The organism is Kluyvera genomosp. 1 (assembly GCF_001266615.1).
GTDB classification, from domain to species: domain Bacteria; phylum Pseudomonadota; class Gammaproteobacteria; order Enterobacterales; family Enterobacteriaceae; genus Kluyvera; species Kluyvera cryocrescens_A.
On sequence record NZ_LGHZ01000023.1, the window covers coordinates 15,090 to 40,543 of the forward strand.

21 protein-coding genes are annotated in these 25,454 nt (G+C 55.1%); 9 read left to right on the forward strand and 12 right to left on the reverse strand.

Translation table 11 applies throughout. The annotated features are described in order from the left end of the window. Positions 1-32: 32 nt before the first annotated feature. Complete coding sequence (gene moeB, locus KP80_RS13930) at positions 33-794, reverse strand: molybdopterin-synthase adenylyltransferase MoeB (RefSeq protein ID WP_052284254.1); 762 nt, start codon at positions 792-794, stop codon at positions 33-35. Further along, positions 794-2,029, reverse strand: a complete 1,236-nt coding sequence (moeA, locus tag KP80_RS13935) for a molybdopterin molybdotransferase MoeA (protein ID WP_052284255.1) — start codon at positions 2,027-2,029, stop codon at positions 794-796. Before moeA ends, moeB begins: the two co-directional genes overlap by 1 nt. 201 nt (positions 2,030-2,230) lie before the next feature. Here moeA and iaaA point away from each other — a divergent pair, with 201 nt between their 5' ends. The 5 genes from iaaA to gsiD all read left to right on the forward strand — a co-directional run bounded on the left by iaaA (position 2,231) and on the right by gsiD (position 8,558). After that, positions 2,231-3,169, forward strand: coding sequence for a beta-aspartyl-peptidase (gene iaaA, locus KP80_RS13940; protein WP_052284256.1), 939 nt, complete (start codon positions 2,231-2,233; stop codon positions 3,167-3,169). Between the two features lie 11 nt (positions 3,170-3,180). Beyond that, positions 3,181-5,043 (forward strand): glutathione ABC transporter ATP-binding protein GsiA, encoded by a 1,863-nt coding sequence (gsiA, locus tag KP80_RS13945; protein WP_052284257.1) that lies wholly within the window; start codon positions 3,181-3,183, stop codon positions 5,041-5,043. A 91-nt stretch (positions 5,044-5,134) separates the two neighbouring features. Next, entirely contained in the window at positions 5,135-6,673 is a 1,539-nt protein-coding gene (gsiB, locus tag KP80_RS13950) for a glutathione ABC transporter substrate-binding protein GsiB (protein ID WP_052284258.1), read from the forward strand. A gap of 51 nt (positions 6,674-6,724) precedes the next feature. Beyond that, positions 6,725-7,645, forward strand: coding sequence for a glutathione ABC transporter permease GsiC (gsiC, locus tag KP80_RS13955; protein WP_052284259.1), 921 nt, complete (start codon positions 6,725-6,727; stop codon positions 7,643-7,645). Position 7,646: 1 nt separating this feature from the next. Then, complete coding sequence (gene gsiD / locus KP80_RS13960; RefSeq protein WP_052284260.1) at positions 7,647-8,558, forward strand: glutathione ABC transporter permease GsiD; 912 nt, start codon at positions 7,647-7,649, stop codon at positions 8,556-8,558. Between the two features lie 83 nt (positions 8,559-8,641). On the opposite strand, the gene rimO is transcribed toward gsiD, so the two are convergent. Next, a complete protein-coding gene (gene rimO, locus KP80_RS13965) occupies positions 8,642-9,955 on the reverse strand; it encodes a 30S ribosomal protein S12 methylthiotransferase RimO (protein WP_052284261.1) in 1,314 nt (437 codons plus the stop codon). Between the two features lie 219 nt (positions 9,956-10,174). Here rimO and KP80_RS13970 point away from each other — a divergent pair, with 219 nt between their 5' ends. After that, entirely contained in the window at positions 10,175-10,558 is a 384-nt protein-coding gene (locus KP80_RS13970) for a biofilm formation regulator BssR (RefSeq protein ID WP_052284262.1), read from the forward strand. A gap of 33 nt (positions 10,559-10,591) precedes the next feature. Here the strand turns inward: KP80_RS13970 and KP80_RS13975 are convergent, their stop codons facing one another. Further along, positions 10,592-11,833 (reverse strand): oligosaccharide MFS transporter, encoded by a 1,242-nt coding sequence (locus tag KP80_RS13975; protein ID WP_052284263.1) that lies wholly within the window; start codon positions 11,831-11,833, stop codon positions 10,592-10,594. 254 nt (positions 11,834-12,087) lie between these two features. After that, positions 12,088-13,170 carry a LacI family DNA-binding transcriptional regulator gene (locus KP80_RS13980; protein WP_052284264.1) on the reverse strand — a complete coding sequence of 361 codons (1,083 nt, stop codon included), beginning with the start codon at positions 13,168-13,170 and terminating at the stop codon, positions 12,088-12,090. Positions 13,171-13,402: 232 nt separating this feature from the next. Between KP80_RS13980 and KP80_RS13985 the strand changes: the two genes are divergently transcribed. After that, positions 13,403-15,451: a beta-galactosidase gene (locus KP80_RS13985; protein WP_052284265.1), complete on the forward strand. Its 2,049-nt coding sequence runs from the start codon at positions 13,403-13,405 to the stop codon at positions 15,449-15,451. A gap of 66 nt (positions 15,452-15,517) precedes the next feature. Here the strand turns inward: KP80_RS13985 and KP80_RS13990 are convergent, their stop codons facing one another. Continuing rightward, positions 15,518-16,804, reverse strand: coding sequence for an ABC transporter substrate-binding protein (locus tag KP80_RS13990; RefSeq protein WP_052284266.1), 1,287 nt, complete (start codon positions 16,802-16,804; stop codon positions 15,518-15,520). 25 nt (positions 16,805-16,829) lie between these two features. Beyond that, the gene (locus tag KP80_RS13995; protein ID WP_052284267.1) at positions 16,830-17,909 is read right to left on the reverse strand and encodes a cellulase family glycosylhydrolase; all 1,080 of its coding nucleotides are present in this window, start codon (positions 17,907-17,909) and stop codon (positions 16,830-16,832) included. 144 nt (positions 17,910-18,053) lie between these two features. Between KP80_RS13995 and KP80_RS14000 the strand changes: the two genes are divergently transcribed. Then, positions 18,054-19,064, forward strand: a complete 1,011-nt coding sequence (locus KP80_RS14000; RefSeq protein ID WP_052284268.1) for a LacI family DNA-binding transcriptional regulator — start codon at positions 18,054-18,056, stop codon at positions 19,062-19,064. A 5-nt stretch (positions 19,065-19,069) separates the two neighbouring features. Here the strand turns inward: KP80_RS14000 and KP80_RS14005 are convergent, their stop codons facing one another. Next, on the reverse strand, positions 19,070-19,690 hold the full coding sequence (locus tag KP80_RS14005; protein ID WP_052284269.1) for a glutathione S-transferase family protein: 621 nt from the start codon (positions 19,688-19,690) through the stop codon (positions 19,070-19,072). 233 nt (positions 19,691-19,923) lie between these two features. Between KP80_RS14005 and dacC the strand changes: the two genes are divergently transcribed. Next, entirely contained in the window at positions 19,924-21,126 is a 1,203-nt protein-coding gene (dacC, locus tag KP80_RS14010; RefSeq protein WP_052284342.1) for a serine-type D-Ala-D-Ala carboxypeptidase, read from the forward strand. A 7-nt stretch (positions 21,127-21,133) separates the two neighbouring features. Here the strand turns inward: dacC and deoR are convergent, their stop codons facing one another. The 4 genes from deoR to KP80_RS14030 all read right to left on the reverse strand — a co-directional run bounded on the left by deoR (position 21,134) and on the right by KP80_RS14030 (position 25,368). Beyond that, positions 21,134-21,892 carry a DNA-binding transcriptional repressor DeoR gene (gene deoR, locus KP80_RS14015; protein WP_052284270.1) on the reverse strand — a complete coding sequence of 253 codons (759 nt, stop codon included), beginning with the start codon at positions 21,890-21,892 and terminating at the stop codon, positions 21,134-21,136. 91 nt (positions 21,893-21,983) lie between these two features. Then, a complete protein-coding gene (tal, locus tag KP80_RS14020) occupies positions 21,984-22,934 on the reverse strand; it encodes a transaldolase (protein ID WP_052284271.1) in 951 nt (316 codons plus the stop codon). A 67-nt stretch (positions 22,935-23,001) separates the two neighbouring features. Then, complete coding sequence (locus KP80_RS14025; RefSeq protein ID WP_052284272.1) at positions 23,002-24,255, reverse strand: class II D-tagatose-bisphosphate aldolase non-catalytic subunit; 1,254 nt, start codon at positions 24,253-24,255, stop codon at positions 23,002-23,004. A 9-nt stretch (positions 24,256-24,264) separates the two neighbouring features. Further along, entirely contained in the window at positions 24,265-25,368 is a 1,104-nt protein-coding gene (locus tag KP80_RS14030) for a PTS fructose transporter subunit IIC (RefSeq protein ID WP_052284273.1), read from the reverse strand. Positions 25,369-25,454 lie beyond the last annotated feature (86 nt).

Sequence of the window (25,454 nt, forward strand, 5' to 3'; positions counted from 1 at the left end):
CCCTCTCCGCAAAGGAGAGGGAAAACGCGTTGTTAGGCCGAAGGTTGGCCGCACACGTCACAGGTAGGGTTACGCATCAGCTTCATTTCTCTGAACTGGCAGCGCATCGCATCATACATCACCAGTTTTCCCGCCGCCGGGGTACCGTAATGGGCCAGCACTTTAATTGCCTCCATTGCCTGCATCGCGCCGATCACCCCGACTAATGGCGACATCACGCCCGCTTCGACGCAGGTTAAGGCATTTTCCCCGAACAGACGGCTCAGGCAGCGGTAGCAGGGCTCACCTTGCTGATAGGTAAAGACCGAAATCTGTCCTTCCATGCGAATCGCCGCCCCAGAAACCAGTGGTTTTTTATGCTGGAAGCAGCCACGGTTAAGCTGGTTGCGGATAGCCACGTTGTCGGTACAGTCGAGCACCAGATCATGCTCAGCGATCAGCGCCGACAGCGCTTCTTCTTCGAGCAGTGCATTGACCGCCACGAGATCAACGTGCGGGTTAATCCGTGCCAGCGCCTCGCGCGCTGAGTCCACCTTCGGCTGGCCGATAGTGGCATCGCTGTGCAGCGTTTGGCGTTGTAGGTTGGAGAGCGCAACGGTGTCAAAATCCAGCAGCGTCATCTGACCGATACCTGCCGCTGCCAGATACTGCGCCGCCGCGCAGCCTAGACCGCCCAGCCCGACAACCAGCACCCGTGAAGCCTTCAGCTTTTCCTGACCGTCAAAGTCAAAATCGCGCAGGATGATTTGCCGGTTGTAGCGCAGCATCTCGCTATCGCTAAGCTCCACGGCCATTACAGGCCACCCAGCAGATGGTTGAATGGCTCAACTTCCACCCATTCACCCGCTTCGACGCGACCGCGCTCACGCTCCAGCACGATAAAGCAGTTGCCCTGGCTAAAGGAGCTGAAGATATGCGACCCCTGATGACCGGTCGTCGCGACGGTGAGCTCGCCGTTTTCGTTACGGGTCAGCAGGCCGCGCTGGAAATCGAGACGGCCTGGGGATTTTTTCAGCACGTCGGTGGTGCGCACCCGCAGGCGCGGTGCCTGAGTGGCGGCGCTACCGGCGCTCAATTTTGCCAGCAGTGGCTGCACCAGCTGATAGAACGTGAGTGCGGCAGAGACAGGGTTGCCCGGCAGGCCGCAGAACCAGCTGTGGCTCAGTTTGCCAAAAGCGAACGGTTTGCCGGGTTTAATCGCCAGTTTCCAGAAGCTGATTTCACCCAGTTCATCGAGGATGGTTTTGGTGTAGTCCGCTTCGCCAACGGAAACGCCACCGGAGCTAATCACCACGTCGGCCAACTTATCGGCTTCGATAAAGGTCTGACGCAGCTGTTCCGGGTCATCACGAATAATGCCGAGGTTAATGACTTCACAACCGAGCTGCTCGAGCATCAGATGTACTGCCAGGCGGTTGGTATCGTAGATTTGTCCGTCACCCAGCGGCTGACCCGGCAGCTGGAGTTCGTCGCCGGTGGAGAACAGCGCGACGCGAATTTTGCGCACCACGCTGACTTCAGCAATGCCGAGCGAAGCCAGTACCGGTAATTCGGCCACCGTCAGACGCGTTCCCGCAGGGAATACCACCGCACCGTTGGCAATGTCTTCACCACGCAGGCGAATATTTTGCCCCGGCTTCACATTGGCAACAAAACGGATACCCGCCTCAGTTTGCTCGGTCTCTTCCTGCATCACCACCGCGTCGCAGCCTGGGGGAACCGGTGCGCCGGTCATAATGCGAATACAGGTGCCCGCTGGCCATTCACCGTGGAACGGCTGCCCGGCAAATGCTTTCCCGGCGACTGCCAACGGCGTTTGTGCGGCAATATCGGCCAGACGCACCGCGTAGCCATCCATCGCCGAGTTATCAAAGCCCGGTACATCCAGTGGGGAGGTGATATCGCTGGCGGTAATGCGGCCAAACGCCTGCAGCAGCGGCACCGATTCGCTGTCGTGCAGCGGGGTTATCTGGTTTAGCATCTGCGTCAGCGCGGTATCAAGCGGTATCAATCCGGCGGTAAAATCCATGGGTAAACTCCTGCGGGAAACGTTCGAATGCGCACATTATGGCAGAAAAGCCCCGCAGACTGTATGCCACCTGTGGTGTACAGTCTGCAGCTTGCAGGATTTCACTCATGATTTCCGGATGCTCTTTCTATATTCAAAATTGATATAGGAGCAGAGCCACTATAATGATATTTATAAATAAAATGATCTAAGGGATAGCGAATGGGCAAGGCAGTCATTGCGATTCACGGTGGAGCGGGGGCGATAAGTCGCCAGCAGATGTCAGCGCAAAAAGAGCACGAGTACGTGACAGCGCTGTCTGACATCGTCGAAAGCGCGCAGAAAATGCTGGAATCCGGCGCGAGCGCGCTGGATGCGGTTACTGAAGCTGTACGCCTGCTGGAGGAGTGCCCGCTGTTTAACGCCGGTATCGGTTCCGTATTCACCGCCGCAGAAACCCACGAACTTGACGCCTGCGTGATGGACGGTAATTCGCTGGAGGCAGGCGCCGTTGCTGGAGTGAAACATCTGCGTAACCCGGTGCTGGCTGCGCGGCTGGTGCTGGATAAAAGCCCGCACGTGATGATGATGGGTGAAGGCGCTGAAGCTTTTGCCGAAGCCGAAGGGATGGAGCGGGTGAATAATTCACTCTTCTCCACCGATATGCGTTTTCAGCAGTTGGTGGAAGCCCGTAGCCACGGCGAATTTATTATCGACCATGACGCACCGCTGGATGAACGCCAAAAAATGGGCACCGTGGGTGCTGTGGCGCTGGATTTTGACGGTAACCTCGCGGCGGCGACCTCTACCGGGGGAATGACCAATAAATTACCGGGCCGGGTTGGCGATACCCCGTTGGTTGGCGCGGGATGCTACGCCAATAACGCCAGCGTTGCCGTCTCCTGTACTGGCACCGGCGAAGTCTTTATTCGTACGCTGGCGGCCTATGATATCGCCGCCCTAATGGAATATGGCAATCTCAGCCTGCTTGAAGCCTGCGAACGGGTGGTGATGGAAAAACTTCCGGCGCTCGGCGGCAGCGGAGGCCTGATTGCCATCGATCGCGAGGGTAACGTGGTGCTGCCGTTTAACAGTGAAGGAATGTATCGCGCCTGGGCCTACGCCGGTGATACGCCAACCATTGGTATTTACAAGGAATAGAAGGAGTTATCGTGCCGCATTCCGATGAGCTTGCTGTTTCTCAGGTGCTGAGCGTTCAGAACCTGAACGTCGCCTTTCGTCAGGATAAACAGTCCGTTGGCGTCGTACACCAGCTCTCATTTCACCTGAATCGTGGCGAAACGCTGGCGATTGTTGGCGAGTCGGGCTCGGGAAAATCGGTGACGGCGCTGGCGTTGATGCGCCTGCTGGAGCAGTCGAGCGGGCAGGTAGCCTGCGAACAGATGCTACTGCGGCGTCGCAGCCGTGAAGTGGTCGATTTGCTGGAGCAGACGCCCACACAGATGCGCGGCATCCGCGGGGCCGATGTGGCAATGATTTTCCAGGAGCCGATGACCTCACTGAATCCGGTATTCACCATTGGCGAGCAGATTGCCGAGTCAATTCGTCTGCATCAGAGGCTGGGGCGCGAAGAGGCGCTGGCCGAGGCGAAAAGAATGCTCGATAAAGTGCGCATTCCGGAAGCGCAGACTATGCTGTCGCGCTATCCGCATCAGCTCTCCGGCGGGATGCGACAGCGGGTGATGATCGCCATGGCACTGTCGTGCCGTCCGGCGGTGTTAATCGCCGATGAGCCGACGACCGCGCTGGATGTCACCATTCAGGCGCAAATCCTCCAGCTTATCGATGTGCTGCAAAAAGAGATGTCGATGGGGGTGATTTTTATCACTCACGACATGGGCGTGGTGGCAGAAATCGCCGACCGGGTGCTGGTCATGCACCAGGGGAAAGCGGTGGAAACCGGTAGCGTCGAGCAGATTTTTACCGCCCCGCAGCACGCCTATACCCAACGCCTGCTGGCAGCGGTTCCCCGGCTGGGCGCTATGCGCGGTAGCGATTATCCCAAAAGTTTCCCTGAGCTGAATGCGCCAAACATTGAGCCACAGCGACAAAATACGGTCGTGGAAGGCAAACCGATTCTCCAGGTTCGTGACCTGGTGGCGCGTTTTCCACTGCGTGGCGGGCTGCTCAATCGCGTGACCCGCGAAGTGCACGCGGTGGAAAACGTCAGTTTTGATCTCTGGCCGGGGGAAACGCTGTCGCTGGTGGGGGAGTCAGGCTGCGGTAAATCCACCACCGGTCGTGCGCTGCTGCGGCTGGTGGAGTCACAAAGTGGCACCATCACTTTCAACGGCGAGCGCATTGATACGCTTCGCACCAATCAGCTTCAGCCGCTGCGCCGCGATATTCAGTTTATTTTCCAGGACCCATTTGCTTCCCTAGACCCACGGCATACGGTCGGTTTCTCGATTATGGAGCCGCTGCGTATTCACGGGGTTCTGGAGGGCGAGGCGCTCCAACAGCGCGTCGAGTGGCTTTTACAGCGCGTGGGGCTGCTGCCGGAACATGCGTGGCGCTATCCGCATGAGTTCTCTGGCGGTCAGCGTCAACGCATCTGTATCGCTCGCGCACTGGCGCTAGAGCCAAAAGTGGTGATTGCCGATGAGTCCGTCTCGGCGTTGGATGTTTCTATTCGCGCGCAGATAATCAATCTGCTGCTCTCACTACAGCGGGAAATGGGTATCGCATTTTTGTTTATTTCCCATGATATGGCGGTGGTCGAACGCATCAGCCATCGCGTGGCGGTGATGTACCGCGGGCGGATTGTGGAAATCGGCCCGCGGCGGGCTATCTTTGAAAATCCGCAGCATCCGTATACCCGCAAGCTGCTTGCCGCGGTGCCGGTGGCCGATCCTGCACATCGTCGCCCGCAGCGCGTGCTGCTGTCGGATGAGCTGCCGGGGAATATTTATAAACGGGGTGAAGAGATCGAACCCGTGAGTTTGCAACAGATCTCGCCGGGTCACTATGTGGCTCGGGAGCCAGTAAGCAGTGCGCTGAGAGACCCGAAATAACCCAAGTGGCATGACTGCATGGCGGTCTTGTGCTGCACATTGGATGGATAACGGGCTGAAATCGATAATAAAACGACAGGCAGGGGACAACATGACACAACGCATTTCACGTAAATGGCTGGTTGCACTGGGGGTAGCCTCCGCGCTTGCCGCCTCTCCCGCGTTCGCGGCAAAAGATGTGGTGGTAGCGGTGGGTTCTAACTTCACCACGCTGGATCCCTATGACGCTAATGACACACTGTCGCAGGCGGTGGCGAAATCCTTCTATCAGGGGTTGTTCGGTCTTGATAAAGAGATGAAGCTGCAAAACGTGCTGGCGGAAAGCTACACCGTGTCCGACGATGGCAAGGTCTATACCATTAAGCTGCGTCAAGGGGTGAAATTCCAGGACGGTACCGACTTTAATGCCGAGGCGGTGAAGATAAACCTCGACCGCGCCAGCAACCCGGAAAGTCATCTCAAGCGCTACAACCTGTACAAGAATATTGATAAGACCGACGCGGTGGACGCCAGCACGGTGAAAATCACCTTAAAACAGCCGTTCTCGGCGTTTATCAATATCCTCGCCCACCCGGCAACGGCGATGATTTCGCCCGCAGCGCTGAAAAAATACGGTAATGAAATTGGTTTCCATCCGGTGGGAACCGGGCCGTATCAGCTTGATACCTGGAACCAGACCGATTTTGTGAAGGTCAGCAAATTTGCCAACTACTGGCAAAAAGGGCTGCCGAAATTGGACTCTATCACCTGGCGTCCGGTGGTCGACAACAATACCCGTGCGGCAATGCTGCAAACCGGTGAAGCGCAGTTCGCTTTCCCGATCCCTTACGAGCAGGCTGCGTTGCTGGCGAAAAACAGCCAGCTTGAGCTGGTGGCGAGCCCGTCCATCATGCAGCGCTACATCAGCATGAACGTGACGCAAAAACCGTTTGATAATCCAAAAGTCCGCGAAGCCATCAACTATGCCATTAACCGCCAGGCGCTGGTGAAGGTGGCATTTGCGGGCTACGCGACGCCAGCCACCGGCGTGGTGCCACCGTCTATCGCTTACGCGCAGCAGTATCAGCCGTGGCCGTACGACCCGGCTAAAGCGCGCGAACTGTTAAAAGAGGCGGGCTACCCGAACGGGTTTAGCACTACGCTGTGGTCATCGCATAACCACAGCACCGCGCAGAAGGTGCTGCAATTTACCCAGCAACAGCTGGCGCAGATTGGCATTAAAGCGCAGGTGACGGCGATGGACGCTGGGCAGCGTGCGGCAGAGGTAGAGGCCAAAGGGCAAAAAGAGAGCGGCGTGCGGATGTTCTACACCGGCTGGTCGGCATCAACCGGCGAAGCCGACTGGGCGCTATCGCCGCTGTTCGCTTCCTCTAACTGGCCACCAACCCAGTTCAATACCGCGTTCTACGGCAATCCGCAGGTCGATAAAGACCTGACGGCGGCGCTGCAAACCACCGACGCGAAGGAAAAAGCGCGCCTGTACAAAGAAGCCCAGGATATTATCTGGAAAGAGTCGCCGTGGGTGCCGCTGGTGGTGGAAAAACTGGTCTCGGCGCACAGCAAGTCTTTGTCTGGCTTCTATATTATGCCGGACACCGGTTTTAGCTTTGACGATGCGGATTTGAAGTAAGTGAGGTTCCCTGCTTTGTGATAAAGCAGGGATCCCACGGCAAGGAGAGTCATGCTCAACTATGTAATTAAACGCCTGTTCGGCCTCATTCCCACGCTGTTTATCGTGGCCGTGCTGGTGTTTTTATTTGTTCATATGCTACCCGGCGACCCGGCGCGATTGATTGCCGGGCCGGAAGCTGACGCGCAGGTGATTGCGATGGTGCGCCAGCAGCTGGGGTTGGATCAGCCGCTGTACGTGCAGTTCTGGCACTATATCAGCCACGCGGTGCAGGGTGATTTTGGTACTTCGATGGTGTCTCGCCGACCGGTGTCAGAAGAGATCGCCAGCCGTTTTCTCCCCACGTTATGGTTAACGCTAGCCAGCATGGTCTGGGCGGTGCTGTTTGGCATGGCCGCCGGTATTGCTGCCGCCGTCTGGCGCAATCGCTGGCCGGATCGTTTAGGCATGGCGCTGGCCGTTACCGGCATCTCCTTCCCGGCGTTTGCGCTCGGGATGCTGCTGATGCAGATCTTTTCCGTCGAGCTGGGATGGCTGCCCACCGTGGGCGCCGACAGTTGGCAGCACTACATTTTGCCGTCGATAACGCTGGGTGCGGCCGTGGCGTCGGTGATGGCGCGTTTTACCCGCGCCTCGTTTGTTGATGTGCTGAACGAAGACTACATGCGCACCGCGCGTGCCAAAGGGGTGAGCGAAAAAGTGGTGGTGCTCAAACACGGGCTTCGCAACGCGATGATCCCGGTGGTCACCATGATGGGCTTACAGTTTGGCTTCCTGCTCGGTGGCTCGATTGTGGTTGAAAAAGTGTTTAACTGGCCGGGGCTCGGACGCCTGCTGGTCGATTCGGTGGAGATGCGCGACTACCCGGTCATTCAGGCCGAAGTGCTGCTGTTTTCACTGGAGTTTATTCTTATCAATTTAGTGGTGGACGTGCTGTACGCCGCCATTAACCCGGCTATCAGGTATAAATAACGTGCGATTATTGAATTGGCGCAGGCAGGCTGCACTCAATGCGATGCCGGTGCTGGAAACGGGTAAGCAACGCACGCCGTGGCGCGAGTTTTGGCGGCGTTTCCGCCAGCAGCCAGTGGCGATGGTCTCGGGCATTTTTGTGCTGTTGCTGATTGGCGTGGCAGTGGTGGCGCCGTGGATTGCGCCGTTTGACGCTGAAAACTATTTTGACTACGACCGCCTGAACGAGGGACCGTCGCTGATCCACTGGTTTGGCGTTGATTCGCTGGGCCGCGACATCTTCAGCCGGGTGCTGGTGGGCGCGCAAATCTCCCTGACCGCGGGCGTATTTGCAGTACTGATTGGCTCGGTGATTGGTACGGTGCTGGGCCTGCTGGCAGGCTACTACGAAGGCTGGTGGGACCGCATCATTATGCGTATCTGCGATGTGCTGTTTGCCTTCCCCGGTATCCTGCTGGCGATTGCAGTGGTGGCGATTATGGGCAGCGGTATGACCAACGTCATTATCGCGGTGGCGATTTTCTCCGTCCCGGCATTTGCGCGTCTGGTGCGAGGCAACACGCTGGTGCTTAAGCAGCAGACTTTTATCGAGTCAGCGCGCAGCATCGGCGCCAGCGATAGCGTCATTTTGTTCCAGCATATTCTGCCCGGCACGGTGTCATCGATTGTGGTCTATTTCACCATGCGTATCGGCGTATCGATAATCTCCGCTGCCAGCCTGTCGTTTCTCGGCCTCGGCGCGCAGCCGCCGACGCCAGAGTGGGGCGCGATGTTGAACGAAGCGCGTGCGGATATGGTGATTGCGCCACACGTGGCGATATTCCCGGCGCTGGCGATTTTCCTGACGGTGCTGGCGTTTAATTTGCTGGGTGACGGCCTGCGCGATGCGCTGGATCCGAAGCTGAAGGGGTAGGGAGAAGAATACCCGGCGGCGCATGACGCCACCGGGTAGAACGGTAGACCAGAGAAGCTGACCTACCGTTATGAGGCATTGCCTTAAACCCGGCTACCCCACAGGTCATATTCGTCCGCGTTTTCGACTTTCACGCGGACCACATCACCCGGTTTCACCTTGGTTTCGCCATTCAGGTAGACCGCTCCGTCGATTTCCGGGGCGTCGGCCATGCTGCGGCCAATGGCGCCTTCTTCATCAACTTCGTCAATCATCACCAGAATTTCGCGGCCCACTTTTTCCTGCAGGCGTTCAGCGGAGATCTGCTGCTGCAGCTGCATGAAGCGGTTCCAGCGTTCTTCTTTTACGTCGTCTGGTACCTGGTCTGGCAGGTCGTTTGCCGACGCGCCGTCAACCGGGCTGTACTGGAAGCAGCCAACGCGGTCGAGGCGGGCTTCTTTCAGGAAGTCGAGCAGCATCTGGAAATCTTCTTCCGTTTCACCCGGGAAGCCGACGATAAAGGTCGAACGCAGCGTCAATTCTGGGCAGATTTCGCGCCACTGTTTGATACGTGCCAGCTGGCGGTCAACGGAGCCTGGGCGTTTCATCAGTTTGAGAATACGCGGGCTGGCGTGCTGCAGCGGGATATCCAGGTACGGCAGGATTTTACCTTCGGCCATCAGCGGGATGACGTTGTCCACGTGTGGATACGGATAAACGTAGTGCAAACGTACCCACACGCCGAGCTTAGACAGCTGCTCGCACAGGCTTTCCATGCTGGTTTTAACCGGCTCGCCGTTGTGGAAACCGGTGCGGTGTTTGACGTCTACGCCGTAGGCGGAGGTGTCCTGCGAGATCACCAGAATCTCTTTCACGCCGGCGTCGACCAGGCGCTTGGCTTCCGCCAGCACTTCGCCAATCGGACGGCTGACCAGATCGCCACGCATCGATGGGATGATGCAGAATGCACAGCGGTGGTTACAGCCTTCGGAAATTTTCAGATAGGCGTAGTGGCGCGGCGTCAGCTTCACGCCCTGTTCCGGCACCAGGCTCAGGAACGGGTTATGCTGTGGTTTTGGTGCGTAGTGGTGAACGTGCTCCAGAACCTGCTCGTAGCTGTGTGGGCCGGTGATTTCCAGAACCTTTGGGTGCACTTCGCGAATTTGATCTTCTTTGGCACCCAGGCAGCCGGTCACAATCACCTTGCCGTTTTCTTTCAGCGCTTCACCGATGGCTTCCAGGGACTCCTGGACTGCGCTGTCGATGAAACCACAGGTATTGACGATAACCATATCGGCATCATCGTAACTCGGCACTACGTCATAACCTTCGGTACGCAGTTCGGTCAGGATACGTTCGGAATCCACCAGGTTTTTTGGGCAGCCCAGGGAGACGAATCCAATTCGCGGTTGTTGCATGCTAGTACGCTCACAAAGTAAACAGAAAAGAAAAACCGGGCGATTCTACACGGCTTTACGTTGACTCTCTACTGCTACGTTGCGCGTTTAGCGGTATCCGGCAAAGTTGTTGCGTTGTTAAAATTGTTGCTAATGATGATTTATTGATATCGCGCAGAATGCTGTTCGTTAATTAACCTCATAATGAAAGGGCCAATGGGTGGCAAGGGAGGTAAATGCATGACGGAAAGCAAACTGAAACGCCAGCTGGTGGGCCAGCTCATCAACGCGCGAATTGACCTTGATGCCTATTTGCAGCTACGAAAGGCAAAGGGGTATATGTCAGTCGGTGAAAACGATCATTTGCGTACTAACCTGCTCGAATTGTGTAGTGCATTGCGCGGTAGCGTCATACCGCTAAAACGCGATTGTTCGCCAACGGAACTGGAATTTTTTCGGCAGGCGGGCGAAGCGGTTGCTTCTGCTGCGGTCTGTCTAATGAGCGGGCGCTACGACTGCCCGTCTTATATTGCGGTTAATGTCGTGACTCTCGATCGTTGCCTGGCCGCGTTGGCCAAAAGTATTGAGAAGCTGGACGCCGATTCGTCGATGACGCTCGTCTAAAATCAGGGGGGACATTCGTCCCCCCTGTCATAATTATCCCGCGATGGTTGACCCCTGTGGCTGTGCAGCGACAGGTTTGTCCACGCGCGAATCCCGCAGTGTAAATACCGACACGAGGGTAAAGAACCCGGCAATTGCGCCTAGAATCAGGTAGGTGTCGGCAAAGCCGATAGTGTCGTACAGGTAACCGGCAATCGGTGAATAGATGGCGGTCGCGATAGAGGCGACGAACAGCACCAGCAGGTAGACCGTTGACAGCAGTTTGTTGTCGAAATTGGCGGAGATGAATTTAAACACCGAAACCAGAATCAACGGTTTTTCGATGGCGTGCAGCATTTTGACGGCTGCGATCCATACCGGCCCGAGCTGAATGGCGGAACCGGCAATGCGTACCGACATAATTGTCCCGGCAATGACCAGTGCCCATTTGGCCCCGGTACGGTTAACAAACCACGGCATCAGGCACAGGAATAGTGTCTCACCGCACACCTGAATGGATGCCAAAATCCCGTACCAGTGGTTGCCTTCCTCTTTGGTCGGGAACTGCATGGAGAAATACTGGGCAAATTGTTGGTCGTAAGTGTCGTAAATCTGCGTGACGAACAGGGTAAAAATCAGCAGCATCCAGAACTGGCCATTTTTCGCCAGCTCCAGCGCGTGAACCACTTTCAGCGAATTGGTCTTTTGAATTTCCGCGTCGGTCAGCTCGATTTTGGTCATCATAAAACACAGCGCCGCCACGATGATTGCGCAGCTCGCCAGCCAGAAGGAGAGGTTAGGCAGGGTGTCGATATATTTACCCACGATCCACGCCGCCGCCGCCCAACCCAGCGATCCCCACATGCGCACCCGGCCATACTCAAAGCTATAACGACGGGAGATTTTATCGATGTACGAGTCAATGACTCCGCAGCCGGAGTTAAAGATAACGCCGAGGTAAATCCCGCCGAGAATCGCGCCGAGCCAGAAGCTATGAACCAACAGCGGGGCATAAACGTAGATAAAGAACGGGCCGACCGGCAGAAGAAGGGCGAGGATAATCCAGATGAGCTGTTTTTTCAGGCCAAATTTATCGGAGATGAAGCCAAAAAACGGCTGCATCAACAGGGCGATAAAGGCGTTAGTGGCATAGAGCAGCCCGGTTTGCGTCGCGCTGATCCCCAGATGCTGCGTGGTCCAGATAACAAAGAACGCCATGGTTGCCGACCAGGCGAACAGGTAGAGAAAATCGAATATGCTGAGCAGAATATAATTACGTTTGCCGGGTAGTAGCATCGCCACATCCTCATCAAATATCAGGCCATCCCCTTGGCACAAAGCGATTGCTTGTGCCCACTGAATATTGTTTTGGTATGTCTCGTTGTAAAAATGTCATACGTTAACAATTTCTGTTTTAATCTGACATCTGAACGCCATGAGCAAGCAATGACCATGGCGGTTAATTGTGATTTATTTCACAGATGTGTGCGGGTTTTAGCTGCATTTAGCGATAACGATCACTTATTGATTTATGAGAACGTATGACTTTTCTAAATTTTCGGTGTCAATTTGTCCGCCAACGATCGCAGCTGCTCGGCAATGCTCAACAGATCGGTTTCTGGATTATTCAGTGGGCCAGCGGAATTTCGCACCACCAGACGACTCGGCAGGATGGTAGAAGCGCGGGATGATAGCGGCGATTCTGCCGACTGAAGCAACTGCTGAACGGCCATTTTTCCTTGTAGATCAAAGTCTATTGCCACGGTGGTTAATGCCGGCTCAAAGAATGCGCTCTCGTAGGTATCGTCGTAGCCAATGAGTGAAATATCCTGCGGAATTTTGCGTTTTTGCTGATGTAATGCGCTCAGCGCACCCAGCGCCATTTGGTCATTGGCGATCAGCAGAGCCGTGGCCTGCGGGGTCTCGCGCAGCATTTGAAGCGTTGCAAGATAGCCGCTTTGCGCATCCCACTGCCCATAGTGCACCGCCAGCGGATTAAGCTGATAGGAAGCCAACGTATCGCGCCAGGTGTTTAAACGCAGACGGGCGGGGACTGAATGCTCTGGACCAGAAAGCAGGCAAAACTGACGATGGCCAAGATCGTACAGGTGCTTCACGCTGGCGCGTGCGCCTTCCGCCGGGTTGAATGTCACGTTGAACACGGAGCTGTAGGGGTCAACGTCGAGAAACAGGCACAGTACGTCCGGGTTCTCGTCGACCAGACTTTCTGCCAGCGGTGTTTCGAGCGGGGCGTTAACAATCACGCGCTCGACGCGCTGGGATTTGAGTTCGTTGATGGCGGCTTGAATACTGCTGTCGCTGGCGTCATCAATCATTGCAATCAGCACCTGATAACCCTGTTCACCGGCATATTTCTTCACCGAGGCGGCAATTTGGGACGGGGCATGCAGCGCCAGCGAGGTGGTGACCAGGCCCAGCGTTTTACTCTCTTTCCCCACCAGCTGCTGGGCGACGCGGTTAGGAACGTACTTCAGTTCGGCAATCGCCTGTTCGATTTTCTTCCGCGTTTTGGCCGATACATTGGCGGAATTGTTAAGCACGCGGGAGACCGTCTGATACGACACATCGGCATGGCGCGCCACATCCGCGAGAGTTGCTGCTTTGGTTTTCATACTCGCCCCATCAAAAATTTGTTCCAGTATACCCGAGCGATTGTCGGACGTGTCACCTAAGCGTGGGCGGGAGGGGGCGCATGGGGATTTTTGTCCGATAAATGGCCTAAAACGCGTTGGTGATCACATTTTATGCCGACACGGGTTGCGGTCGCGGGGCCGAAGCGCGTAGAAAACCACATATTGTGAACGAATAACATTTTTTGTCTTTATGTGACATAAGGGAACCGACATGGACAAGCATCTGCCAATTAACCCTGCTGCCCCCTGGCTTCTGCACGGCGCGGACTATAACCCTGAACAGTGGCTGCACGTGCCGGGGATCCTGGAACAGGACATCGCCATGATGCAGCAGGCGGGTTGTAACATCATGTCGGTGGGGATCTTTAGCTGGTCGGCGCTCGAGCCTGCCGAGGGTGAGTTTACTTTTGGCTGGATGGATAACGTGCTGGATAAGCTCCACGACGGTGGGATCTCTGTGTTCCTGGCAACCCCGAGCGGCGGTAAACCAGCGTGGCTGGCGGCGCGCTACCCGGAAACTCTGCGCGTTAACGCGGCACGTGTTAAGGCACTGCACGGTGGTCGCCATAACCACTGTCTTTCCTCACCTGTCTACCAGCAAAAGGTGACGCTAATCAATCAGAAACTGGCCCAGCATTATGCTCATCACCCTGCGGTACTGGGCTGGCATATCAGCAATGAATACGGCGGCGAGTGTCATTGTGATCGCTGCCAGCAGGATTTCCGCGTTTGGCTACAGGCGCGCTATCAAACGCTGGATGCACTTAATCATGCCTGGTGGACCGGTTTCTGGAGCCATACCTACAGCGACTGGTCGCAAATTGAATCCCCGGCGCCGCAGGGGGAAACCTCGAATCACGGACTGAACCTCGACTGGCGGCGTTTTGTCACCTCTCAGGTGAAGGCGTTCTACCAAAATGAAGTCGCACCCCTGAAAGCTGAACGCCCGGAACTGCCGGCAACGACCAATTTCATGTGGTATTTCAATGATTACGACTACTGGCAGCTAAAGGATGTGGTCGATTTTGTCAGCTGGGACAGCTATCCGATGTGGCACAAGCAGGACGATGAGCGTGCGGTGGCGTGTAAAACGGCGATGTACCATGATCTGATGCGCACTTTAAAGGACAAACCGTTTGTATTGATGGAGTCCTCTCCGGGTCAAACCTGTTGGCAGCCAACCAGTAAGCTTAAAAAGCCGGGAATGCATATTCTCTCGTCATTACAGGCCGTCGCTCACGGTGCCGACGCGGTGCAGTATTTCCAGTGGCGTAAAAGCCGCGGGGCGATTGAAAAATTCCACGGTTCAGTTATCGATCATGTTGGGCATCTCAATACGCGCACCGGGCGCGAAGTCTCGCAGTTAGGGGAAATGCTCGCAGCGCTTAGCCCGGTAGTGGGCACAAAAACGCAGGCTAAAGTCGCCATTATTTTTGATTGGGAAAACCGTTGGGCGGTGAACGATGCTGCCGGCCCGCGCAACTGCGGCATTCATTACGAACAAACGGTGGTCGATCACTATCGTCCGTTCTGGGAGCGGGGGATTGCCGTCGATGTGATTAACGCTGATAGCGATCTTAGCGGCTATCAACTGGTGATTGCGCCGATGCTCTATATGGTGCGTGACGGCTTTGCCGAACGAGCGGAAGCTTTTGTCCGTGAGGGCGGCAATTTTGTTGCGACCTACTGGACCGGGATCGTCAACGAAAGCGATCTTTGCCATCTCGGTGGTTTTCCAGGGCCGTTACGTCCGCTGCTCGGCGTATGGGCCGAGGAGATTGATTGCCTGACTGATGAACAAAGTAATGGCGTTGAAGCGCTGCCGGACAGCGGCCTGCAGGGCAGTTGGCGCGCTCGCGAACTGTGCGAAATCATTCATCCAGAAGGGGCCGAAGTGCTGGCGTGCTATAGCGAGGATTTTTATGCCGGTTACCCGGCGCTGACTCAACATCGGTTTGGCAAAGGTAAAGCGTTCTATATCGCATCGCGCAACGATGATGACTTCCACAACGCATTCGCGAGTATGTTGGTTGAGTCGCTGAAATTGCCACAAGCCTTGAATACAAAATTGCCGACCGGCGTCGTCGCTACGTGCCGAACCGATGGGGAATGGGAGTGGGTGTTTGTGCAGAACTATACCGATTGCGAACAGACCATCGTCTTCACCGACGTCTTCCACAATGCCGTATCCGGTGAGAAAGTGGAAAAACAGCTGGCGCTGGCACCGTGGGGCTGCGAGGTCTTGACGCGGGCGTTGTAGAGTTTAGTGCAGCCCGGGCGACAATCAATTCGTCTCCCGGGCTGCAGCATTTATGAGGACGTACTGTTAGCGCATAATCCGGCGCAAAATTCGATTGGCCTGCTCTTCGAAGGTGGTCGCGGCCCGGTCAATCGTCTCTTTGCCGTAATCAATATTTTGCAATGCGGCGACAAACAGGGCGATAAACTGTGGATCTTCCAGATACGGCAGGGTTTTCGATTTATTCGGTAGTGAGGCTGATTGCAGTAGCCCGGCAAGCACCGGATCGCTATCTTTGAGCTCACCGGCATCGCGCAGAATTTTCTCTCCGGCCTGGCTTAGCGGCACGCCTCGCTCCAACCCAACCGGTTCGACGCCTTCTTTCTCGCTCATCAGGAAATTAATCAGCATCGCCGCTTCCTGCGGATGGCGCGTATTTTTGCTGATCGAGAACATCAGCGCGGTCTTATTAAACTGCCCGGCGTCTTTTGCCCCTTCGCGCATCGGGTAGTCGCCCATCACCAGATCCGATGGGTTCTTAAGATTCTGCGATTCGGCGGTATACAGGACGTTCCAGTTATAGATGCCACCCCATTCGCCGTTGAGCCACGGCTTCATTTCGTAGGCCACGCCTTTACCAAACGACGCCATGGTTTTGGCGTCTGGCACCGTATGGGCGTCGACTAATTTGCGATAGAAGGTAAAGGCTTCCACCAGATCCGCATGGTTCCAGCCAAGCTTACGCGTTTTCTCGTCAACCATCGGTTTTTGATTGCCCTGATAAACATAGGAGTTCAGTAGCAGCAGCGAATCCTGTTCGGTCAGAATCAGCGGGAAGTAGTTATCGCCGAGCTTTTCTTTAAATACCGGGCCGGCTTTTAACAGTTCGTCCCAGCTTTTCGGCAGCGCTACGCCCGCCTTGTTCCAGGTGGCAGCGTTGTAATAGAACAGCATCACGTTGGCGGAAACCGGAATGGCGTTAACTTTGCCGTTGACCGTGGTGCTGGCGAGAGCCGCTGGGGAGAATTGATCGAGACCAATCGGCTGGCTGAGTTTATTGAGATCGTAAAAACCGTCGCCGCTTTTAGACAGCAGCGTCAGCCAGTTCCAGTTGGTTTGCATCACATCGGCTTCGGTATTGCTGTTGATTTGCGTCGTCAGGCGCGAGTAAAAACCGTCCCAGCCGGTGTACTCGGCCTTCACCTTGATGTTGGGGTATTTGGCCTCAAAGGCATCCAGCGCCTTTAAGGTCGCCTGGTTACGGGCTTTACCCCCCCACCAGGCAAAACGGAGTTCCACCTGATCGGCGCTGTGCGCGATAGGCATGGCGCTGAAACTGCAGCAGGTAAGCAGGAACAAAATCGACTTTTTCATGGATGAATCCTCCGTGTAGTAATGACTAGCGGCGACGCTGACGAGAGTGTGTCAGGCTTTTCACTAGCTGCATTTCCTGCTCGCACCACGGTTTTCCCTCTGGGGTCAGAACATCGTGGAACCAGAGCGACTGTGGGGCGGGATGGTCTCTGTTAACGCTGGTCCATGGGATCCAGGTCTGGGTTTTGCCCTGTACCAGCCCCCATTGGTAGCAGCCGGTCTCAAACGCGCAAAACAGCGGAAGCTGTTCGCGAAACCCGCAGTCCATATGGCGAGCCAGCCATTCAGTACACAGTACCGGGCGGTTACGCTGGGCCAGATTTTCCAACACACCAAGCTGGCGGGTGGCGTTGTTGTAGTTGTGGTAGCTAATCACGTCCGAAAGGTTGAGTGCGGCAATATCGATGGGATGCTCCAGCGCGCCGTAGTGTTGATAGTCAATATGCCAGGCACCGACGGTCAGCGGCTGGCTTGGACCGACGTCGCGCGCCCAGCCAAAGGTGGCAACCATCAGTTCCAGGGCGAAGGCTTCCAGCGCGATGTCATACTCCGTTGATTCTGTCGGCGAGAGGTTGATCCCGCGATTGCCCGGTTCGTTATAGAGATCCCAAATCGTAATGCGAGGATCATGTTTAAACTGCGTCAACACGTCGCGGACGTAGGCTTCGATGCGCGGCCACTGGCTCGGGTCCATCACCATAGCGCGCCCGGGGCTGGCAGCCGCCTGACTGTTATGCACGCCGTCGCGCGGTGGCTTTTGTGGCCCAAGATAGGGTTCATCGCCAGAAAAAGCACAATCGTCCATCAGCGTCAGCATCACCTGAATCTGGTGCTTATCCGCCAGCGCCAGGAAGGTATCGATACGTTTGAGCAACCCATCGCGGTCAGCCTCCCAGACGATAAACGGCAGATTGGTACGCAGGGCGTTATAGCCATAGTCATGCGCCCAGCCAAGCTCCTGGTCGATAGTGGCGGCATCAAAGGTCTCGGCTTGCCACATTTCAGTCCAGTTCACCGCGCTGTGCGGAAGATAATTAAATCCGCAGGCCCAACCGTGCTGTTGATACCAGGCCTGCGCCTGGGATTCGCTCCATTGCGAGTGCATCATTGATCTCCATTGCTAATAATTATTAGCTAATATTTATTATCGAAGGGGATAGACGCAATCGGCATACGATCAATATGCTGAGTTGTTCACAAAAAAAGCCAAAGATATCTGTGCTATAGTCGGCAGCGACAAGGAGCAAACATGCCAAAAAAAAATAAGATAACGATGAGTGATATCGCCAGGGAAGCCGGTGTTTCTCAGGCCACGGTCTCATTGGTGCTCAATAATAGTCGGGCGATTCGTCTCAGTGATGCCACGCGCGAGCGGGTGTATGCCGCCGCGACGGCGCTGGGCTATCAGAAAATTATCGTGCCCCATCGCCCGGATGGGCAGGAGGAGATTGCGCTGTTGCTGTGCGGTACACCGAACTATGATCCGTTTGCTGATGCCATCAGCGAAGCCAGCAGTACCGCCTGGCAGCGCGATATGCTGCTGACCGTTTACGACTACGGCGATGATATGCAGATGGCCGAGCAGATCCTGCGCCAGCTCAATACCCGCAACTGTGCCGGTGTGGTGTTGGCGAGCCCGGTAACCCGAGCGTTTGATTTTTCCCCGTTTGAATCCTTGTTGAAAAAACCGGTGGTGCTGCTGAATCAGTACGATCCCAACCGGCCGCTGCTACCGACCTTTCTGCCTGACGATCGCGCCAACGCCTGCCAGATAGTCAATCATCTGCTTGCGCAGGGCGTGACGCGTATCGCGCATATCATGGGCGACGAGTGGATGGACGCCAGCGTTCTGCGTTTGGAAGGCTACCGACAAACGCTCGAGCAGGCCGGAATTGAAATCGATGAAACGCTCATTAAGCAGACCGATTGGTCGCTGAACGCTACTTATCACGCCACGCTTGAGCTGATGCGTCTACCGCAGCCACCGCAGGCGATTTTCTGCGCGAGTGACTGGATGACGCTCGGCTGCTATCAGGCGCTGGCGACGCTCAATCTGTCGATTCCCGGTGAAGTATTGGTGTGCGGTTATGATGATCAGCGGATCGCGCATCAGTTAACACCTGCGCTAACCAGCGTACAGCTTGCCTATAATGAACTGGGACGGATGGCGGTGAGCTATTTATGCGATGGCGACGACGCGTCGGCGCATATTCGGCTGGTGGGAAAACTGCAGGTGCGTGGCAGTAGCCAGCGCACCTGAAGGGATCAGGAGACTGGGATCATCACCACGTCGCGGAAGGCCGGGCGGTCGGCGAGCTGCTGATACCAGCGTGCCAGATTTGGCCGAGATTGCCAGGTTTTGACCGTTTCCAGCAGGTTGTAGACAAACGGCGCCACGGCAATATCACCTACGCCAAATTTATCGCCGGAAAGCCAGGTCTGCGTCGCCAGGGCGTTATCGAGAATCTCCAGCAGCGGTTCACAAGCGGCAATCGCCGCCTCAATCTCTGCCATATTGCGCTGTTCAACCGGGGTTCTCACCAGCCCGAACAGGATTTTGCGATGCACAGGTGAGAGGGTCTCATTAGCCCAGTCCATCCATTTCTCGCTTTTCGCCCGTACAATGGGCGAGGCCTGCCATAACGTCTGTGCGCCATACTGCGCTGCCAGATAACGGACGATAGAGTTTGATTCCCACAGCACGTCGTCGCCGTCTTTGAGCATCGGCACCAGGCCATTGGGATTCAGCGCCAGGTAGGCTGCGTCGCTGTTCACCCCGAATGCCTGACCCGCCATAATTTGCTCATAAGGCAGCCCCAGTTCGGCCAGCGTCCAGCGTACTTTCTTCACGTTCGTTGAGTTATTGCGTCCCCACAGCGTAACCATAACCACTCCTGATTGTTTAGCGGAAATTTACTGTGAGCGAAAGTTAACGGTTACGCAATCATGATCAAAAAAAATGTCAGGTTTTCAGCACAAGGCGGGGATCTTGCGTAAACTTAAAAAACTTTACCAACTCACTGTTTCTTTAAGAGAGTTTCTACGTTATTACTCACCGCCTGATGCAGTACGGTTACTGTGGTGGCGTGTTTTTGGGAATGGATACTTGGGTGGCTTTTATGATGTGTAACACTAACGCCTTTCGGAGCCTGTTGGCAGGCTCCGCGCTTTTACTGGTAGTCGCACCGGCGGTGCAGGCAGCGGATCAGCTCCCTGATGCGCCATCGATTGATGCTCGTGCGTTTATTTTAATGGATTATGCCAGCGGCAAGGTGCTGACCGAGGGCAATGCGGACGAGAAGCTCGACCCGGCGAGTTTGACCAAGATTATGACCAGCTATGTGGTCGGCCAGGCGCTCAAAGCGGGAAAAATTAAACTGCCGGATATGGTCACCATTGGCCGTGACGCTTGGGCGACCGGTAACCCGGCGCTGCGTGGCTCTTCAGTGATGTTCCTGAAACCGGGTGAGCAGGTATCGGTTGAAAACCTCAATAAAGGGGTGATCATTCAGTCGGGTAATGACGCGAGTATCGCCATTGCCGACTACGTTGCCGGTAGCCAGGATTCCTTCGTGAGCCTGATGAATGGCTATGCGCAAAAAATCGGCCTGACCAACACCACCTTCAAAACCGTTCACGGCTTAGATGCGCCGGGACAGTACAGCACCGCGCGCGATATGGCGCTGCTGACCCGCGCGATGATTCACGATGTGCCGGAAGAGTACGCGGTACATAAAGAGAAAGAGTTCACCTTCAACAACATTCGCCAGCCTAACCGCAACCGTCTGCTGTGGAGCTCTAACCTGAACGTTGATGGCGTGAAAACCGGGACCACGGCGGGCGCAGGCTACAACCTGGTGTCATCCGCAACCCAGGGCGATATGCGCCTGATTGCCGTGGTGCTGGGGACCAAAAGCGACCGCGTGCGTTTTAACGAGTCGGAAAAACTGCTGACCTGGGGCTTCCGTTTCTATGAAACCGTAACCCCGATTAAACCGGATGCGACCTTTATCAGCCAGCGCGTTTGGTACGGTGATACCAGCGAAGTGAAACTGGGCGCCGGGGAAGCAGGTTCGGTGACCATCCCTCGCGGACAGTTGAAGAATCTGAAAGCCAGCTATACCTTGACTCAGCCGCAGCTAACCGCGCCGTTGACCAAAGGGCAGGTGGTGGGCACCATCGACTTTAAGCTTAATGATAAAACCATCGAACAGCGCCCGCTGATTGTGATGGAAGCGGTCGAAGAGGGCGGGTTCTTCAGCCGCATGATGGACTTCGTACTGATGAAGTTCCACGAGTGGTTCGGCGGCTGGTTCTCCTGATAACGTCTTAATACAGCAGCGAAATTTGCTGCTGTTTTGCCAGTGCCACCAGTTCGTCGTCCGGACAGGTGTCGCTGGCAATCACATCAAAACGGGTTAAATCCCCCATCCGCGCCGGACGCACTTTGCCAAATTTGCTGTGATCCGCCACCAACACATGATAGCGCGCCTGGCGCATCGCCCAGTGCTTCACTGGCAGTTCTTCGAGGTTAAAACAGGTTGCTCCCATTTCAATATCAATCCCCGCCGCGGAGTAGAAGGCGATATCCGGGCACAGGTGCGAAAGCGTGTCCTGTTCGCTGATCGGCTTAAAAATGGCGTTGCTGGCGTGAAACTCGCCGCCGCAGAGAATCGGGCGACAGTTGGGTTTGTCCTGGAGAGCGAGGAAGGTATTGAGCGAATAGCAGACGGCAGTAAACGGCAGTTCATTATCAATGGCGTCAATAATCCACGGCGTGGTGGTGCCGCAGTCGAAGAAGGCCATCTGATGCGCTTTTAGCAGTTTTGCCGCATGGCGGGCCGCCAGCTTCTTTTCATCCACCAGACGGGTTTTCTGATCGCTTAACAAGTAATGAGGCACGCTGCGCGGTTCCAGCACCACGTAGCCACCCAGCAGAACAACCGGGCCGCTTTCGCTGTTGAGGTCGCGACGAATCGTCATTTCGGAAACGCCAAGCAGCGCTGCCGCTTCTTTTAAATGCAGCTTATCGCTACGTTTCAGTGCCTGAATGAGCTGGCCAATTCGTTCGTCGCGTCGTGTTTCCATAGATCCTCTAGCGGAAATGCCCCGGCAAGGATACCGGGGTCAACGCGTCATTTTACCTGCGAGCGGCAACTTCGCAAAGGCTTCACGAAGCTCAAAGATATTCAGTAAGCAGCGCCTCCAGGCTGTTTTGGTCAACGGCAAACAGACGAATGCCTTCGGCGAGCTTTTCTACCGCCATCGCATCCTGATTGTGCGCCCAGTAAAACTCGCCTTCGCTCATCGCTGCAGGCTTGGGCTGCAGTTCGCTCGGTTTTTCAAGTTGTACCGCAACTTGTGCGTCGCGCTGCTGTAGCTGCGCTAAAAGCTGTGGTGAAACGGTGAGGCGGTCGCAGCCGTTTAGCGCTAAAACCTGCTCCGGGGTGCGGAAGCTGGCGCCCATCACCACGGTCTGATAGCCGTACGTTTTGTAGAAACGATAGATCGCGCGAACCGATTCCACGCCGGGATCGTTCTCAACGGTATAGACCGTTTCGGGATGACTTTTCTTGTACCAGTCGGAAATTCGTCCGACAAACGGTGAGATTAAAAAGACGCCGGCGTCGGCACAGGCGCGAGCCTGAGCGAAGGAAAAGAGCAGGGTCAGGTTACAATTAATCCCCTCTTTTTCCAGCACTTCGGCGGCGCGAATACCCTGCCAGGTGGCGGCAAGTTTAATCAACACGCGCTCTTTCCCCACGCCTTGCTCGGCATACAGGTCGATTAATTCCCGCGCTTTGCGGATACTGGCTTCGGTGTCATAAGAAAGACGGGCGTCGACTTCGGTGGAAATGCGTCCCGGGATGCTTTTTAGGATCAAAGCACCAATGCTGACTGCCAGATGGTCAGCAATCGTTGAGGCGGCTATTTGGGTTGCCTCGTAGCGAGATTTCACGGTAGCCGCGGTCTCTTTTATCAGGTTCTGATACTGCGGGAGCTGCGCCGCTTTATAAATAAGTGAAGGGTTGGTGGTGGCATCTTCTGGCTGATAAGCCATGATGCTGTCAATATCCCCGCTGTCAGCAACAATAATGGTGCGCTGCTTTAACTGTTCAAGCTGATTCATAACCTGTACCTAATTGTGTTCGGTTTAAATAATAAGGAGGGGCCCTCTCCTTATTATTGGCGTTTAATTATTTGGCCTGAGCAACGCGGGTGGTCAGACCCGGCATGTTAAAACACTCGGCTTCGTTCTGAATCATGTCTTTAATTTTGTTAACCACGTAGCGCTCAGGTTCAACGCCGAAGGATTTCAGATTGGTAAACATGGTCTGCATTTCTTTCACTACCGGTGGTTTTTCGTAGTTGTAGTGACCGCTAAGTTCGAGGATTTCTTTGAGCAGCGCAGGCTCGCTAAAGATTTGTTCTTCAGACTTGTTTTTATGCTCGTCGGTCATCCATTTTTCCCACTTATGGCTCAGGACGCACTCGCGGGTCAGCACGGTTTTCAAATCTGAAGCGGATTTAATAAAGCCTTTGGCTGCCAGATCTTTTTCCACTTCTGCCAGCTTCAAATAGGCGCGGGTCTCAATGGTGCCGTAGGCGGGCGCAACGTTCATCGCGGTGATCCCAAGCCCCGGATGTTTGAGCAGAATTTCATCCGGCAGATAATCGCCGTTGTGCTCTTTCAAACCGACGCCGTAGCGGGTGCTGATGGCTGACAACTCTGCTGATTGCTTGTCGTTGAAGTGGCCAACGTTTTTGGTCAAACGCGTCAGGGTGCCGGTCTGGCCAACGATAAACAGAGGCTGCGGCAGTCCTTCGTTGTTCAGGCGTTTGTTCAGCTCAACGATAAAAGCTTCATAGGCGCTGATATCGGTTAGGCCACCGTTGGTCTCTTCTGTACCGACTTCGTAGAAGAATTCTTTCAGGTTATTCTTCTTACGGTACTCTTCACAGAAACGAATAAGTTCAACGGTACGGCTTAACACCAGCTCAATATCAATCACTTTGCCCATCACATACGGGTCTTTGGTTGGGTCGATGTGCAACAGATCGAAGCCGGCATCCATGTCAATTTGATAAGAGCGGCGTGCCAGTTCCATCGCCTGGGCTTCCGGAATATGATCTTTACGTTCTTTATCGCGCTGCCATGGGCCACCGTGGTCGCGGCAGAGGAAGTAGTCACCGTCAAAACCGACTTTATCTGCCATGGCTTTCAGGTCGGCGGCGAAGCGGAACTGATCCCAGTTATTCACATAGCCTGCGCCAAATTCGTCGGCGTCGACCTGGTTGCGACTGGCGATAAACATCAGCGGCAGATCTTTTTCTTTACCTAATTCGAAACAAGCCTGAATAAGTGCCGGAGACATTGGGCCAATACCCAGCATCGTGGACTTACCACCCTTAACGATATAATCAACGTACTGCTTCATGGTATTTTTCATGATAACTCCTTAGGCTTTATTCATATCTGAAGTGACAGTTTTTTTAGCGTCGGTTTTTTTAACCGGCTCGCTAATATTTGGACGCAATATATGTAGACAGATGGCGGTGACAATGACGCCAATAAGCATGTCGAGGACGTACCATAGTGGGGCTTTATTCACACCGGCGATGGCAATTAATCCACCGTGAGGAACCATGGACTCAACGCCATGAACCATTGCCAGACCTGCACCGACGGCGCTGCCGATAATAATTGAAGGCAGAACGGTCTTGAGGTTTTTCACCGCGAATGGAATTGCGCCTTCGGTAATTCCGATAAGGCCCATAAAGGCGGCGGAAGTACCCATACGTTTTTCATCCTCAGCCCATTTACGCTGAGAAATAAAGGTGGAGAGGGCAATACCCAGCGGTGGAATGGCGCAGGCGATACGGTAAGCACCGTTCGGGCCATAAATCCCTTCGGCCATCAATGCCAGGGTAAACGCGGTGGCGGTTTTATTCACCGGGCCACCCATATCAAATGCCGCCATGGCACCAAGAATTAAGCCCAGCACGATGCCGCTGCTGCCCTGCATATTGGAGAGCATGGATACCAACCATTTCATGGCGGCACCAATTGGACCAATCAGCACGTACAGGTAGAGCATGCCAACAAGGCAGGTCGACACGATGGGGATAATCAGAATCGGCATGACCGGCATCAGCGCTTTGCCTACCTTCCAGGTTTTCACCCATTTGGCGACATAGCCACTAAGAATCCCGAGCAGCATGGCACCGAGGAACCCGGTTACGACGTGATCGGCACCAAGCGGGGTGCTGGCCATAAAACCGGTAATCAGCCCCGGGGTCAGGCCTGGTTTGCCTGCGATAGAGTAAGAAATATAGGCAGCAAGGACCGGTATCATCATCCCCAAACCGGCGCTACCGATAGCGCCGAGGTTTAATAAGAACGGGTTGGTGACCACCATTCCTTTGCCTGCGACCGGCTCACCGCCGACCAGCGACAGGGCCAGACAGATCCCGCCGACCACCACCACCGGCATCATATAGGAGACGCCGGTGCTGAACGCTTTGACCAGGTCATCCTTAACGGCTTTCATTTTATCCGACATATTTTATCCTCCTGACGCCCCTATTTTTTATTGGTCGCTGGCCTAAATTGGGCTGTAGCCATTCCCCAGACCTTATTATCTGGTGA